The sequence below is a fragment of the Rhodoplanes sp. genome (genome assembly GCF_013377085.1).
In the GTDB taxonomy this organism is placed as follows: Bacteria; Pseudomonadota; Alphaproteobacteria; order Rhizobiales; family Xanthobacteraceae; genus Rhodoplanes.
Genome location: NZ_JACAAX010000003.1, coordinates 159,052 through 173,802, shown reverse-complemented (window position 1 = coordinate 173,802; position 14,751 = coordinate 159,052). Strand labels below are relative to the sequence as shown.

Annotated in this window: 17 protein-coding genes; 3 read left to right on the top strand and 14 right to left on the bottom strand. The window is 69.3% G+C overall.

What is annotated here, in order from left to right; translation table 11 throughout:
• From HXX10_RS03980 to HXX10_RS03955, 6 genes are all read right to left on the bottom strand, one after another.
• Positions 1-687 (bottom strand): DNA-3-methyladenine glycosylase I, encoded by a 687-nt coding sequence (locus tag HXX10_RS03980; RefSeq protein ID WP_296520230.1) that lies wholly within the window; start codon positions 685-687, stop codon positions 1-3.
• A complete protein-coding gene (locus HXX10_RS03975) occupies positions 687-1,616 on the bottom strand; it encodes a folate-binding protein (protein WP_296520229.1) in 930 nt (309 codons plus the stop codon). The genes HXX10_RS03980 and HXX10_RS03975 overlap by 1 nt, the downstream gene beginning before the upstream one ends.
• Positions 1,617-1,703: 87 nt before the next feature.
• Positions 1,704-1,964 carry a hypothetical protein gene (locus tag HXX10_RS03970; protein ID WP_296520228.1) on the bottom strand — a complete coding sequence of 87 codons (261 nt, stop codon included), beginning with the start codon at positions 1,962-1,964 and terminating at the stop codon, positions 1,704-1,706.
• 127 nt (positions 1,965-2,091) lie between these two features.
• Positions 2,092-2,478, bottom strand: coding sequence for a TIGR02301 family protein (locus HXX10_RS03965; protein WP_296520227.1), 387 nt, complete (start codon positions 2,476-2,478; stop codon positions 2,092-2,094).
• Positions 2,479-2,660: 182 nt separating this feature from the next.
• Positions 2,661-3,101 carry an NUDIX hydrolase gene (locus HXX10_RS03960; protein WP_296520226.1) on the bottom strand — a complete coding sequence of 147 codons (441 nt, stop codon included), beginning with the start codon at positions 3,099-3,101 and terminating at the stop codon, positions 2,661-2,663.
• A gap of 13 nt (positions 3,102-3,114) precedes the next feature.
• On the bottom strand, positions 3,115-3,645 hold the full coding sequence (locus HXX10_RS03955; protein WP_296520225.1) for a hypothetical protein: 531 nt from the start codon (positions 3,643-3,645) through the stop codon (positions 3,115-3,117).
• Between the two features lie 90 nt (positions 3,646-3,735).
• Here HXX10_RS03955 and HXX10_RS03950 point away from each other — a divergent pair, with 90 nt between their 5' ends.
• Both HXX10_RS03950 and HXX10_RS03945 read left to right on the top strand, forming a co-directional pair.
• On the top strand, positions 3,736-4,545 hold the full coding sequence (locus tag HXX10_RS03950; protein WP_296520224.1) for an SOS response-associated peptidase: 810 nt from the start codon (positions 3,736-3,738) through the stop codon (positions 4,543-4,545).
• A gap of 239 nt (positions 4,546-4,784) precedes the next feature.
• A complete protein-coding gene (locus tag HXX10_RS03945; protein WP_296520223.1) occupies positions 4,785-6,062 on the top strand; it encodes an Hsp70 family protein in 1,278 nt (425 codons plus the stop codon).
• Positions 6,063-6,090: 28 nt separating this feature from the next.
• Here the strand turns inward: HXX10_RS03945 and HXX10_RS03940 are convergent, their stop codons facing one another.
• Entirely contained in the window at positions 6,091-6,486 is a 396-nt protein-coding gene (locus tag HXX10_RS03940) for a rhodanese-like domain-containing protein (RefSeq protein ID WP_296520222.1), read from the bottom strand.
• 239 nt (positions 6,487-6,725) lie between these two features.
• On the opposite strand from HXX10_RS03940, the gene HXX10_RS03935 reads away from it, so the two are divergent.
• Positions 6,726-6,935, top strand: a complete 210-nt coding sequence (locus HXX10_RS03935) for a hypothetical protein (protein ID WP_296520221.1) — start codon at positions 6,726-6,728, stop codon at positions 6,933-6,935.
• A 121-nt stretch (positions 6,936-7,056) separates the two neighbouring features.
• Here HXX10_RS03935 and HXX10_RS03930 read toward each other — a convergent pair whose 3' ends face one another.
• From HXX10_RS03930 to soxZ, 7 genes are all read right to left on the bottom strand, one after another.
• Positions 7,057-8,262, bottom strand: a complete 1,206-nt coding sequence (locus HXX10_RS03930) for an NAD(P)/FAD-dependent oxidoreductase (protein WP_296520331.1) — start codon at positions 8,260-8,262, stop codon at positions 7,057-7,059.
• 216 nt (positions 8,263-8,478) lie between these two features.
• The gene (locus tag HXX10_RS03925) at positions 8,479-9,744 is read right to left on the bottom strand and encodes an NAD(P)/FAD-dependent oxidoreductase (RefSeq protein ID WP_296520330.1); all 1,266 of its coding nucleotides are present in this window, start codon (positions 9,742-9,744) and stop codon (positions 8,479-8,481) included.
• A gap of 218 nt (positions 9,745-9,962) precedes the next feature.
• Entirely contained in the window at positions 9,963-10,310 is a 348-nt protein-coding gene (locus tag HXX10_RS03920; RefSeq protein ID WP_296520220.1) for a c-type cytochrome, read from the bottom strand.
• A complete protein-coding gene (locus HXX10_RS03915; RefSeq protein ID WP_296520219.1) occupies positions 10,307-11,122 on the bottom strand; it encodes a cytochrome c in 816 nt (271 codons plus the stop codon). Before HXX10_RS03915 ends, HXX10_RS03920 begins: the two co-directional genes overlap by 4 nt.
• Entirely contained in the window at positions 11,106-12,398 is a 1,293-nt protein-coding gene (soxC, locus tag HXX10_RS03910) for a sulfite dehydrogenase (RefSeq protein WP_296520218.1), read from the bottom strand. Before soxC ends, HXX10_RS03915 begins: the two co-directional genes overlap by 17 nt.
• 192 nt (positions 12,399-12,590) lie before the next feature.
• Positions 12,591-14,291 (bottom strand): thiosulfohydrolase SoxB, encoded by a 1,701-nt coding sequence (gene soxB / locus HXX10_RS03905; protein ID WP_296520217.1) that lies wholly within the window; start codon positions 14,289-14,291, stop codon positions 12,591-12,593.
• A gap of 91 nt (positions 14,292-14,382) precedes the next feature.
• Positions 14,383-14,718 (bottom strand): thiosulfate oxidation carrier complex protein SoxZ, encoded by a 336-nt coding sequence (soxZ, locus tag HXX10_RS03900; RefSeq protein ID WP_296520216.1) that lies wholly within the window; start codon positions 14,716-14,718, stop codon positions 14,383-14,385.
• Positions 14,719-14,751 lie beyond the last annotated feature (33 nt).

Below are 14,751 nucleotides of genomic sequence, written 5' to 3'. Positions count from 1 at the left end.
TCAGGTCTTCTTGCTGGGCGGCTTGCCGGCCGGGCGGACAGACGTCCCCGGCTTCGCCGGCCGAGCGGTCTTCGGCGCCTTGACGGGCCTGGGCGGACCGCCGGCGAGCGCGGCATGGCGGTGGCACGTCACCAGATGGTCGTTGACCATGCCGACCGCCTGCATGAAGGCGTAGACGATGGTCGGCCCACAAAACTTGAAGCCGCGCGCGGACAGTTCCTTCGACATCGCCCGCGACACCGGCGTCTCGGCCGGCACCTCGCCGACGGCGCGGAAACGGTTCACCTGTGGCCGGCCGTCGACAAAGCCCCACAGCAACGCCGAGAAGCCCGGCCCCTTCTCCATCACGTCGAGCCAGGCGCGCGCCGAGGCGACGGCGCCCTCGATCTTGGCGCGGTTGCGCACGATGCCGGCGTCCTGCATCAAAGCCGCGACCTTTTCGGCGTCGTAGCGGGCGATCGTCTCGGGATCGAAGCCATCGAACGCGGCGCGAAAATTCTCGCGCTTGCGCAGGATGGTGATCCACGACAGCCCGGCCTGAAAACCGTCCAGCACCAGCTTCTCGAAGAGGGCGCGGTCGTCGTGCTCCGGCACGCCCCATTCGGTGTCGTGATAGGCGACGTAGAGCGAGTCCTGCTGCGGCCAGGCGCAGCGCTTCAGCCCGTCGGGATGCAGCACCGCCGTCATCACGGCGCCTTTGCGGCCGTGTCGCCCGGCCAGGCGAAGCCCGCCCAGCCGGGTTTTTCGGGCACGAGCGTGATGCCGCCGGCGACGAGCGGCGTGCCGGCGACCATCGCCTCGCCGACGCGGTCGAGCCGCAGCGCCGCAAGCCCGCGCCCGGGCACGGCCGAGCCCATGGCGCCGACCGCAATCTCGCCCGCCATGACCGGCATGCCGGGCGGCGGCGCGAAGCCGTCGAACGTCACCGGCACCACGCGGGTGCGCGCGCTGCCGCGATGCTGCATGCGCGACACCACCTCCTGGCCGACATAGCAGCCCTTCTTGAAGTCGATGCCGGCGAGCTGGTCCATGTCGGTCTCGTGCGGGAAGGCGTCGCCATAGGCGAAGTCGACGCCGCCGCGCGGGATCCCGAGGGCGATACGGTGCGCCTCCCAGGCGGACGCATCGGTCAGCGTCGCACCGAGCTTTTCGGCCACCGCCGCGATGCTGCCGGCCGGCACGATGGCGCGGAAGCCGAGCGCCGGGAGCCGCGGATCGCGAAACACCAGGCCGTCGATCGCGGCCGGCTCCGTCGCCGCCGGATCCGCCCCCTCGCCCCACAGGGCCAGCACGGCGAGCGCCGAGGAGCGGTCCTCGACCGAAACCTTGGCGCGGAGCTTGTAGAATTTCAGCTTGGTGACGAGCCCGTCGGCGAGCGCGGCCGGGACATCGAGCAGGAAGCCGCCGCCGGTTTGGGCCGGGCCGTCTTGGGCCGGGATCTCGACGATCAGGAAATCGACGACGATCTTGCCCTGCGGGGTGAGCAGCGCAGCGAAGCGCGGCGTCGCCGGACCCATGGTCGCGACATTTGCCGTCACCAGGCCGTTGAGGAAGTGGCGGCCATCGTCGCCGGAGACATGGACGATGGCGCGGTCGGGGAGAGGCGCTGCCTGCATGATTCTTTCGGACCAGGGTCAGCCCGAAAGGTAGGGCGCGCGCGAGCCCGGCTCAAGGCCCGTGGGGCCACCGGCGGCCGAAACGTCCTACTGGCGCGCCAGGACGATGGAGAATTCGCCGGAGGAGATGCGGCGGGACAGGCCTTCGGCGAAGCGCGCGGTGGCGTCCTCGCCATAGGTGGAGACCAGCTCGGTCAGGGCGCAGAACAGCGAGGCCTGCGCCAGGCAGTCGCCGTCGATGCCGTCGGCCCAGCCTTCGGCCCACGCCTCCTTGATGACGCCGAGCGCCGCCCGCTTCTGATCCTGATCCGATATCGGATCGTGGGCCTCTTCCGTTGCCATCGACATGCCGCGACTCACCCGATCCCCGCGCCCAAACCGTCGTCTCGTCTCGATGTTTCTTACCAGAAGGATTCGGGCGGACCAGCCAATCCTTTAGGAAAGGTTAACCGGTACGACGGTAGTCGACGGACCGTCAGTTGGCGTAGCGGGCCGTGACCTCGCGGGCGATCTTGGAGCCCTCCTGGAGGTAGCGGCGGATCGCCGTGTCGGCGGCCGGCGTGCAGCTTCGATAGCTCTGCTGATAGAGCCGGTAGCCGCGGTTGAAGCTGGCGATCATCTGCGAGCGCCGCGCCCCGCTCGGCGCCTCGGCATCGACGAGCTGCTGCATCTCGACGCGCCATTTCTGGCCCTCGCCGGCCCCGCAAATCTCCCGCAGGTAATGCAGCGCGCCGAGGATTTCCGAGAGCCGCCGCAGATCGCCGTCGAACGGGATCGTCTGCTGGGCGGAGGCCGGACGCGGCGCCACCAGCGCGAACGCGACCAGGAGGGCGAGGACGGGAACGGAGACGGCGCGGATCATCGAGGCGTTTCACAGGGTTGGGTGCCCCTATGTGCGACGCAATCGCGTCCGGGGCAAGGCGGGACGGGCTCGGACACTGTGGTCGTCATACGATGGCCTCGACCCGCGTATCCATCTTCGAACAAGGACTTTTCGACGAGATGGGTCGCCGGGTCGAGCCCGGCGACGACGCAGGCGAAGCGCTACCCCTCCCCCACCAGGGCCTGGGCGGCCGCGACGATCTCGGCCAGCCCCTCGGTGGTGTCGAGGCCGGCGACCGCGTCGGGTGGGTGCCAGGCGAAGGCGGCGTGCTCGGCGTCGAGGACCGGCTCGCCGGCGAGCCAGCGCGCCGCGAAGGCCAGCACGACGAAATGGCGCTCCACCCGCCCCTCGGCGTCGTGCAGGATCACCTCGCGGTGCCCGGCGAGGCCGGCCGGCGCCACCCGCAGGGCCGTCTCCTCGAAAACCTCGCGCAGCACCGCCTCGTGCAGCGTCTCGCCCGTCTCGACGGCGCCGCCCGGCAGCGTCCATGGCCCCGTCGACGGCGCCTTGGCGCGCCGCACCAGCAGGACACGGCCGGCCCGGAACACCGCCGCGCTGACGGCCAGGAACGGGCGGGTCGGATAGGTGCGGGCCTCGCTCACGCGCGACGCCCGCTCACGCGCCGCGCTCGAACACGGCGTCGACCATCGCCTGGCGGCCCGTCTCGTCGGACGTGGTGGCCGGCATGATGTGCTCGCCGTTGATCACCGAGCCGGCCTTGGCCACCAGCGGCTTCAGCCAGCCCGACGCCTCGGTGCCGAGCTTGGCGCAGGCGGTCGGCGACAGGTCGTGCCGCAGGGCGTCGAGCGTCGCGGCCAGGATGGCGTTCATGTGGTCGATCACGGCCTCGAGCTCGCTGCGGGACGCCGGGTCGGCGAAGTCCCAGGCCGCCCGCGCCAGCTCGCGGTCCTTGAAGGTCGATCGCGCGAAATACTCGACGTAGCCGCGCGGCTCCCAGCCGAGAATGTCCTCGGTGAACTCCGGGCATGACTCGAGCATCTCGAGCAGCATGATGACTTCGTTGTAGTGGTTGAGATAATCGGTCGCGAGCCGGGTCAGCGGATTGATGTTGGCGCGCGCCAGCACGGCCGGATCGAGGGCCTGAGCGCGCAGGTCGGCCGATGATGGTCTGGGTTGCGGGTTCATCGATGACAAGTGCGCGTGCTTTTCAGAAAACTGTCGGCTGGGCCGGTTAAGGGCGCATTAAAAGTTGCACAAGGGAACGGCAATCGAGCCATGTGCGGTCGCTACGCCATCACATCCTCGCCCGAAGCGATTAGGGCCCTATTCCGTTACGGTGAGCAGCCGAACTTCCCGCCGCGCCACAACGTGGCGCCGACCCAGCCGGTCCCGGTGGTGCGGCTGGCCGACGGCGTCCGCCAGTTCGCGCTGCTGCGCTGGGGCCTGATCCCGGCCTGGGTGAAGGACCCGCGCGGCTTCTCGCTGCTGATCAACGCGCGGGGCGAGTCGGTCTGCGACAAGCCGGCGTTCCGCAACGCCATGAAGCGGCGGCGCTGCCTGCTGCCGGCCGACGGCTTCTTCGAGTGGCAGGCGACCGGCGGCCCCACCGGGCCCGAGGGGCCCAAGGGATCCAAGCGGCCGTTCTTCATCCGGAAACGGGGCGGCGGCGCGCTCGCCTTCGCGGGCCTGTGGGAGGCCTGGATGGGGCCGAACGGCGAGGAGATGGAGACCGTCTGCATCGTCACCACCCGGGCCAACCACACGCTCGCGCCGATCCACGACCGCATGCCCGTGATCGTGCCGCCCGAGGGGTTCGACCTGTGGCTCGACGCCGACCATGTCGACGCCCTCACGGCCTCGGCCCTGATCGCGCCGGCCCCGGACGGGCTCCTGGAGGCCTGGGAGGTGTCGACCGCCGTCAACCGCACGGCAAACGATTCGCCCGACCTGCTGGCACGGCTGACGCCCGCGGCGGACTCAACCGCGCCCTTGCCCGCACCGGCGAAGCCGGCGGCAAAGCCAGCCACCCCGCCACGCCGCGCCCAAAAACCCAAGGGCGCGCCCGACCAGGGCTCGCTGTTCTGAGCGTGTCCTCGCCCCGGGTTGCTGCCGCGGCCGACATCGACTATCCAACCCGGCCCTCGGATCGTCTGACCGATCCAAAGCTGTCGCGAGTCCGCACCCGGACTCGTTCCTCCGTCATTCCGGGGCGCCGCGCAGCGGCGAGCCCAGAATCCATACCCCCTGTCCGTGCGTATGGATTCCGGGCTCGCGGGCCTGCGGCCCGCGCCCCGGAATGACCGAGTCCTTTGTCCGGAGCCGGCATGAAGCCTTCAGCGAAAACCCCGCATCGCGCCTGCGGGCTCGACTTCGGCACCTCCAACTCGACGCTCGGCGTGGTGACGGACGGCGCGCCGGCGCTGCTGGCGCTCGACCACGGCAGCACCACGGTGCCGAGCGCCGTGTTCTTCGGCCTCGACCACGACCATGCCTTCGTGATCGGCCGCGACGCCGTCGCGGCCTATGTGGACGGCGTCTCGGGCCGCTTCATGCGCTCGCTGAAGTCGATCCTCGGCACCGCCCTGATCGACGAGAAGACCCACGTCTTTCGCCGGCGCATCACCTTCCAGGAGATCGTGCGGCGCTATGTCGAGGCGCTCAAGCACCGCGCCGAGGCGCAGGCCGGCTGCGTGCTCGACCGCGTCGTGCACGGCCGCCCGGTCCACTTCGTCGACGCCGACCCGGCGGCCGACGCCCGCGCCGAGGCGACCCTCGTCGAGATCGCCCGCCAGGCCGGCTTTCGCGAGGTGTCGTTCCAGTACGAGCCGGTGGCGGCCGCCTTCGAGTACGAGCGCGGCATCGCGGCTGAGACGCTGGCGCTGGTCGCCGATGTCGGCGGCGGCACCTCGGACTTTTCGGTGGTGCGGCTCGGCCCGGCGCGCCGCGATCGCGACGACCGCGCCAGCGACATTCTCGCCAGCGGCGGCACCCGGCTCGGCGGCACCGACTACGACCGCGCCCTGGCGCTCGCCGCCGTGACGCCGGCGCTCGGCTTCCGCACCCTGATGACGCGCGGCGATATCGAGGTGCCGTCGGGGCCCTATTTCGATCTCGCCACCTGGGCGACCGTCAACCGGCTCTACGACAAGAAGGTGGTGCCGGAGCTGAAGCTGGTGCGGCGCGACGCCCAAAAACCGGAGCTGCTCGACCGGCTGATCCATCTGATCGAGATGCGGCGCGGCCACTCGGTGCTGATCGAGGTGGAGCGCGGCAAGATCGCGCTGTCGGACCAGAGCGAGACCAGCATCCCGCTCGACTGGCTGGAAGCCGGCCTGACGCCGCCGGCGACCCGCCCCATGCTGGAGCAGGCGACCGCCCCGCTCGCCGATCGGCTGAAGGCGACGGTGCACGGCTGCATCGCCACGGCCGGCCTGGTGCCCGAAAACATCGACGCGGTGTTCTTCACCGGCGGCGGCAGCCTGGTGCCGAGCGTGCGCGCCGCGGTGCGCAGCGTGCTGCCCGACGCCGCCGTGATCGACGGCGACCGCTTCGGCGCCGTCGGCCTCGGCCTCACCATCGAGGCGAAGCGGCGCTACGGGTGAGACCAAATCCGGCCGTTCGTCCTGCCCCTCACATCCCCTGCTCGATCGGCGTCTCCACGGCGCCGCCGCTGTCGGCCCAGTCTTTGAACGCGCCGAGATTGAAGACGCGGGCGTAGCCGAAATCCTTCAGCACCTTGCCGGCCAGCGCCGAGCGGCCGCCGGAGGCGCAGTAGAGGATCACGGGCTTGCTCTTGTCGAACGCCTTGTCGTGATAGGGCGACTCGGGATCGGCGCGGAACTCCAGCATGCCGCGCGAGACGTGCACGGCACCCGCCACCTTGCCGCTCTTCTCCACCTCGGGCGCGTCGCGCACGTCGACCACCAGCACGCCGCCGGCGGCCATCATCTCGCGCGCCTGGTCCGGCGTGATCTTCGGCACCACGGCGTTGGCTGCCGCGATCATCTCCTTGACGCTTCCGGCCATCTCGGTCTCCGTCGTTCCGGCTTTGAACATATTCAAGACTCTGTAGCCGTCCGCCGCTGGTCGCGCAATGCCGGGCGCCTGGCGCCGGCCGGGGCCACGAGCCCGGCCGAGAGTTTCGTGTGGCTCCTGCCGCGGCGGTTCACCCTCGTCCGCAGGTCGCCGGCCTCGCGATCGGTATTCGTTGAAGAGTCGAAAATGAGTCTTTTCCGTACCCCGCCGGCCGGGTTAACGTTTCGTTCATGGCCACCGAGAAAGCCGAGACCGACCGGATTCCGATCACGCTGTCGCTGGCGACGATCGGCTTTATGGAGCGCCTGGTGCGCCAGGGCACCCATGGCACCAGCGTGCCGGGCGTCGCCCGCACCCTGATCGAGGAAGGCATCCGCAACGCCATCAAGGATGGGCTGTTGGCGATCCGCGACACTTCGCGAAACAACCACCACGATTGAGGGCGGCTCGCGATCGCGGCCGCAGGAACCCGGACGGAGCGCAGCGACATCGGGGGCGGTCGTCGCCGCGGCGCCGGCCCCGTATCGCGGGTCGAGCCATGTGGGGTAAGACGGCCGCTCCCTACCCGAAAATGTCGGTCGTCATGCCGCGGTACCAGCCGGCCGCCTCGTGCGCCTGCTTGGCGCGCAACTCCGCGCTCTCGTCGCGCTGCGACGTGTAGGGATCGAGCATGACGATCTTGCCGTCGCGCGGCTCGTAGCGGGCGCCGTTCTTGATCGCATCCTCGGGCGCGATCGTGCTCCAGCAGTGATTGGTGAAGCGCACCGGCAGCAGGCGTGCGCCGAGCAGCATGTGGCGGATCACCATCGCAGTGTTCTTGGCCTCGTTGTTGGCCGCGAAGCCGGATTTGGGGAAATCGCCGCCGATCGCCGCGTCGCCGATCACATGGATGTCGGGGTCGATGAGCGACGTCATCGTCGACGCGTCGACCGGGCAAAAGCCGCTCTCGTCGGTGAGGCCGGCGTCGCGGCCGAGCTTTCCGGCGATCTGGGGCGGGATGACGTTGACCAGCGCCGCCTTGTGGGTCTCCAGGTCGGTCGTCACCGTCATGGCCTTGGGATCGACCGCCTTGATGCCGCCGTGCACGCCCGGATCCTGCCACTCGATCATCCCGGTGTAGTGGCGGTCCCAGCCGTCCTCGAACAGCGGCTGCATCGGGAAGTGATCCTTGGTGTCGAGGATGACGATGCGGGCACCGCCGACGCCGCGCGCCTTCAGGGCATACGCCATCATCGAGGCGCGCTCGTAGGGGGCCGGCGGGCAGCGATAGGGATTGGGTGGCGCGATGATGACGATCACGCCGCCGTCCGGCACGGCGCGGAGCTGTCGCTCGAGCAGACGAATCTGGTCGCCGCCGCGCCACGCATGCGGCATGCGCTCCGCCGCCTCCTCCGACCAGCCGGGTACGTCGCCCCAGCGGAAATCGATGCCAGGCGACAGCACCAGCCGGTCGTAGGGAACCAGCGTGCCATCCTCGAGCCGGACGCGGCGCGCCGTCCGCTCGATCGCGACGACGCGGCCGAACACCGGCCGCACCCCGCGGCCGATCAGGTTGTCGTAGCCGAAGACGAGCTGCTCGTAGGGCTTCAGCCCGGCCAGGAACAGGTTCGAGGTGAACGGCGTGACGAAGTTGTGGTTCTGCTCGATCAGGGTGACGTCGAGCTCGGCCCCGCCCGTGACCAGATACTTCGCCGCGGTGGCACCGCCCGCGCCGCCGCCGATCACCACCACCCGCGGCCGCGCCTGCGCGACGGCCGGCGCAGCCATGGCCGGAGCCGCGAGCGAGGCGGCCAGGGTCCCGCGAACGAAACTGCGTCGATCGATCACGGCACTTGTCTTCGTCGCGCGGGCTTTTCGGGTCAAGGCGTGCTCCCCTCACTCGGTGTCATCGCCGGGCTCGACCCGGCGATCCATCCGAATGAAAAGCTCTTCTCGTTCGATGGATGCGCGGGTCGAGCCCGCGCATGACGTTGTCCAGCATGCTCACGCAAAAACGTCGGCGACGATGCCGGAGTACCAGCCCATGTTCTCCTCGCTGGTCTGGCGGCGGACATCCGCCGTCTCGCCGGTCTTGGAGACGAAACCCTCGACCTCGGCGATGGCGCCGTCCTTGGCCTCGTAGCGGCCGCCGACCTTGACGGTGTCGTCGGGCGCGATGATCGACCAGCAGGTGTTGGCGTAACGGGCCGGGAAGGTGCGCGCCCCGGTCAGCTCGCCGCGCGCCGCCATCGCCACCACCTTGGCCTGGCTGTTGGCCGCGAAGGCCGACTTCGGCATGGCGCCGGCGATCGCCGCGTCGCCGAGCACGAAGATGCTCGGATCCTGGCTGGACTTCATGTTGGTCGGATCGACCGGGCAGAAGCCGGACGCATTGGCGAGGCCGGCGTCGCGGGCGATCTTGCCGGCCATCTGCTTGGGGATGACGTTGACCAGATCGGCCTTGATGGTCTCGAGATCGGTCGTCACCGTCATGGCCTTGGGGTCGACGTTCTTCAGGCCGCCGTGCATCTTCGGGTCCATCCACTCGACCATGCCCGGATAGTGATTCTGCCAGCCCTCCTGGAACAGCGCCATCTTGGAGAAGCGGTCCTTGGGATCGATCACCACGATGCGCGACTTCGAATGGCCCTTGGTCTTGAGGATGTGCGCCATGCAGGAGACGCGCTCGTACGGCCCCGGCGGGCAGCGATACGGGTTCGGCGGCGCGATCATCACGATGGTGGCGCCGTCCTGCAGGGCGTCGAGCTGCTTCTTCAGGAGCTGGGTCTGCGCGCCCGGCTTCCAGGCGTGCGGCATGATCTCGGCCGCCTCCGCGGACCAGCCGGGCACCGAGGCGAAGTCGATGTCGATGCCGGGCGCGACGACGAGGCGGTCGTAGGGCAGCACCGTGCCGTCGGCGAGCCGCACCTCCTTCTTGTCGCGGTCGATGGCGCTCGCCATCTGGTTCACCTTCTTCACCCCGTAGCCGGCGAGCTTGTAGTCCTGGGCGAGCGCGTCCCAGGGCTTGAAGCCGCCGAGATAGAGGTTCGAGTGGAAGCAGGTGACGAATTTCGGCAACGGCTCGACCAGCGTGACGTCGACGGCGCCATTGGAGTCCTTGGCGACGTATTTGGCGACGGTGGCGCCGGCCGGCCCGCCGCCGATCACGACCAGGCGCGGCTTCGCCTGGGCGCGCAGCACGGCCGGCAGCGCCAGCGTCGCGGCGCCGGCGAGCGCCGCAGCGGAAAATCCCCGTCGGGTGATGGCAATCATCTGTCGTCCCTCCCAATCTCTTTTCGTTTCATGGCCCGATCGTCCCTTCAATCGCGGCCTGTTTGCACCCTCCCCTGGAGGGGGAGGGTCGGGGCGCGCGACAGCGCGCACCGGGGTGGGGTGAAGCCGCAAACGCCGGCTTCGCCGATCACCCCCTCCCGCCGCGCTGCGCGCGGCGACCTCCCCCCTCCAGGGGGAGGTGAAGAAGCCCGCCCTCAATCCGTCTTCGGCTTCAGGCTGCCGAAATAGGCGGCCAGCGCCGCGATCTCCTCGTCCGAGAATTTCACGGCGATGCTGCGCATCACCTGGTTCTCGCGTTTCTTGGCGCGATACTCGTCGAGAATCTCGACGAAACTGTCCTCCGGCCAGCCGACGATCGGCGGGATGCCGTCGTAGCGCCCGCTGATCTGGTGGCAGGTGACGCATTCCGACGAGAGATACTGGCCGAGCTCGCGATCGCCCTTGACCCCGTCGGCCGCCACCGCGACCGCGACCGCAGCCACCGCCAGCGCCGCGATCGCGGCAGCGGCTGCAAGCACGGCGGGCGCAGGGCGCGGCGTCATTCGACCCGCGGCCCCTTGCCGTCCTCGGGGGTGACGTCGATGGCACGCGCGCGTCCGAGAACCTTCGGCGTGCCCGCCACGCAATTGCTCATGCACGGCTCCTTCTTCCAGAAGGACTTCTCGGCGACCTCGCGGTCGTCGTCGAAGAAATTGTCCTCGTTGGTGAGCTTCACCGTGGGGAACGTCTTGTCCGACAGCTCCTGGTCCTGGTCCGTGATCACGTCGTTCAGGTAGAGCAGATAGGCGACGATCGAATACAGCTCGTCGCCGGACAGCGACTGCGCGTTGCCGAACGGCATCGCGCGGCGCACATAGTCGATCACGGTCGAAGCGTAAGGCCAGTACGAGCCGATGGTCTTCACCGGATCGTGGCTGGCGAGCGAGCCGGCTCCGCCGGCCAGCACCGGCCAACGGCCGGCGCTCTCGCCGAACTCGCCGTGGCAGGCGGCGCATTGCGCGACGAACAGCTCCTCGCCCTTGCGGGCCGTGCCTTTGCCGGGCGGCAACCCCTGTCCGTCCGGGCGCACGTCGATGTCCCAGCCGGCGATCTCGTCCGGCTTCGCCTCGCGACCGATGCCGAAATGAACTTTTGCAGGAGCAGCCGCCGTCGCAACCGCCGCCGCGGCAGCCCCGGCCGCAGCCGCGGGACCGGCCGGCGCCGGCTTGGCCGCATCCTTGGCCGGCGCGTCCTTGGCGGTCGGCTTCGCCGACGTCTCCTTCGCCGCGGGCTTGCCGCTCTGCGCCACGGCGACCGACGCGGTGCCGATCAGGACCGCAGCGAGGAGAGCGGCGATCTCACGCGATCTCGACATTTTCCACCTCGCCCTCGGGCGACACCCGCCAGGTCTGGATGCCGTTGTTGTGGTAGACGGAGTTGACGCCGCGCACCTTGCGCAGCTCGTCCTTGGTCGGCTGCACGTAGCCGGTCTCGTCCATGGCGCGCGACTGCAGGAACAGCTCGCGGCCGTCCCAGTCGAACTCCACGTAGAAGCGCGCCATCGAGCGGTCGAGCACCGGCCCGTCCAGCCGCGCGGTGCGCCAGTTGCGGCCGCCGTCGAGCGTCACGTCGACCCGGGCGATCTTGCCGCGGCCCGACCAGGCGATGCCGGAGACGATCGTGATGCCCTTGCGATGCTTGAGCGGCGCCTGCGGGCTCGGATTGGTGATCACGGACTTGGCGTCCATCACATAGGTGAAGCGGCGCGCCTTGCCGTTCTCCAGGAGGTCCGTGTATTTCGACGTCTCCTCGCGATGGTGCCAGGGCTCGTCGCCGACCTCGATGCGGCGCAACCACTTGACCCACATGTTGGCTTCCCAGCCCGGCACCACGATGCGGACCGGATAGCCGTTCTCGGGGCGCAGCCGCTCGCCGTTCATGCGGAACGCGATCACGCAGTCGTCGAGCGCCTTCTGCAGCGGCAGCGAGCGCGTCATCGCGGCGGCGTCGGCGCCTTCGAGCAGCAGCCACTTGGCGTTGGTCTTGAGGCCCGCCTCCTCCAGCAGCACCTTCAGCGGCACGCCCGTGTACATGACGTTGTGGATCATGCCGTGGGTGAACTGGCAGGCGTTCATCTGGGCGCCGCGCCACTCCATGCCGGAGTTCGCGGCGCATTCGGCGAAGTAGATGCGGTTCACCCGCGGCAGCCGCTCCAGATCCTCGAGCGTGAACATCAGCGGCTTGTCGACCAGGCCGTGGATCATCAGCCGGTAGTCGTGCGGATCGAGCTCGGCGATGCCGGAGTGGTGACGCTCGAAGCACAGGCCGTTCGGCGTGATGATGCCGTCGAGCTCGTGCAACGGCGTGAACGACACCGAGCTCTCCCGCGACGCGGTGAGCCATTCGACGTCGCGCCGGATGACGTGCGCCTCGTGCTTCGACGGCTTGCCGTAGGCCCGCACCGCAACACCGTCGCCCAGCGTCTTCGACCACTCGGGCACGTTCGGCGGCAGGTTCTGCGGGTTGCCGGATTCGGCGGCTTTCGCACCACCGGCACCGGCCAGCGCCGCAGCACCGCCCAGCGCGAGGCCCCGGCCGAGGAGCGACCGCCGCGAGACGTCGGCTGGCCGATCTTTGTCCTTGTTCAGCATTCACGCTCTCCGGTTCGTTGCTTGCCGGCGCATATGACCCTCGCCTTCACCCTCTCCTGGAGGGGGAGGGTCGGGGCGCGCGACAGCGCGCTCCGGGGTGGGGTGAAGCCACACGCTCCGGCACCGCTGTCACCCCACCCCGCCGACCTTCGGTCGGCGACCCTCCCCCTCCAGGGGAGGGTGAAGAGGGCCTCACGCTCCAAGAATCTTCACCGTCGAGGCGCCCGTCGGCGCCACGGTCGGTTTCTTCTTCAGATGGTCGAACACCACGTCCCAGATGGCCGGGCCCTCGGTGCCCTCGTTGACGCTCGCCCAGCCGGCGACCGTGTAGTCCTTGTCGGGGGCGAGCGACGCACCGGTGCGCGCCAGCGTCAGGTCGCCGATGCGGCTGCCGATCGGCTTGCCGATGTCGATCGTGTAGGAGAGGCCGCCGACCCGAACCATGTCGCCGCCCTGCTGCAGATAGGGGTCCGGATTGAAGATGTTGTCGGCGACGTCCTCGAGGATCTCCTTGAGCCGCGTGCCCGTCATGGCCATGCGGTAGGCCGCCGGATACGTCATCGCGGTGGCGTTGTAGACGTCCTCGCGGGTGATGCTTTGGCCCGGCAGCAACGACGGGCCCCAGCGGAAGCCCGGCGACAGCGCGATCTCGGCATCGCGCTCGGCCAGGAGCGCGTCGCAGATCACGTCGTCGAGGGTGCCGTTGAAATTGCCGCGCCGGTACAGCGTGGTGTCGGTCTTGCCCACCACCTCGCCCAGCATCTTTTCATGCGGCGCGCGATGCTTGGCGATGGTCGCGGCGACAGCGGCGTTCGGCTTGATCACGTCGGACAGAACCGGGATCAGCCGGTAGCGGAAGTCCCGCACCGTGCCGTCTCGCACGTCGAGATCGAGCCGCGAGACGAACTTGCCGTGGCTGCCCGAGGCGATCAGCAGCGTTTTGCCGACCTTGACGGGCGCCGGCAGCGCGTCGTGGGTGTGCGCCGTGAGGATCACGTCGATGCCGGTCACGCGGCTCGCCAGCTTGCGGTCGACGTCGAAGCCGTTGTGGGAGAGCAGCACCACGAGGCCGGCGCCGGCGGCCCGCACCTTGTCGACCTCGGCCTGCAGCTCCTTCTCGCGGATGCCGAACGTCCAGTTCGGGATCATCCAGCGCGGATTGGCGATCGGCGTGTAGGGCAGCGCCTGACCGATCACGGCGATCTTGACGCCACCGCGCTCGATCATGGTCGAGGGCTTGAACACCTCGTCCTGGAACTCGCTCTCGCGGACGTTCTGGCACAGGAACGGGAAGCCGAGCTTCTCGACGATCTCCTTGACGCGCTCCTCGCCGAGCGTGAACTCCCAGTGGGCCGTCATGGCGTCGGGCTTCAGGAGCGCCATGCAGTCGACCATGTCCTGGCCCTTGGTGGCCAGCGACGTGTAGGAGTTCTGCCAGGTGTCGCCGCCGTCGAGCAGCACGACGCGGTCGCCGCGCGCGGCCCGGATCGACTCGATGACGGTGGCGACCCGGTCGAGCCCGCCGACCCGGCCATAGCTCTTCGCCAGCGCCTCGAAATCGATATCGGCGAGCGCATAGGCGAGCGGGCTGCCGGGCGGGATCTTGTAGGTCTCGAGCAGCGCCTTGCCGGTGACGTGCGGCGGCACGCCCTTGGCGTCGCCGACGCCGAGATTGAAGGTCGGCTCGCGGAAATAGACCGGCATGAGCTGGGCATGGATGTCGGTGACATGCACCAGCGTCACGTTGCCGAGCGGCTCGAAAGCGAGCAGATCGGCCTCGCCCACCCGCTGCTGCGCGAAGGCGCGCGTCAAGCCGCCGGTGCCGAGGCCCGTGGCGGCGAATGCGGCGGCCGCCGCCGCGGAAAACTGCAGCAGATCTCGTCGCGTCGTCATGGCGCGCGTCCTCCCGCGCCGGAGCAAGGCTCCGGCGGCCCGACGTTTCCAAATATCCGATCGTTGCAGTGCCGGGGCGGCTGCGCCGCCGTCAGGTCACCGTGATCGTGTCTTCGCCGACGATCTTGGTGCCGTCGTCGTCGACCCAGGTGAGCACGACCTTGCCGCTCTCCTCGGCCTTGAACTTGAACTGCAGGTAGGGATTGGCCGAGATGGCCGGCTCCAGATCGACGGCGAAGACGAGCTGGCCGTTCACCTCGCAGGTGAACTTGTTGATGATCTTGCGCGGGATGACGTTGCCGTCCTTGTCCTTGCGCTGACCCGACTCCATGATGTGGGCCACCAGGGCCTTGACCTCGACGAGGTCGCCCTTCTTGGCCTCCTTCTTGTCGAGACGGATGCGCGGCCGCGGCGCGGGTGTCGACATGGCACTCTCCCCTGGATTTTCTGAGACTTTTGG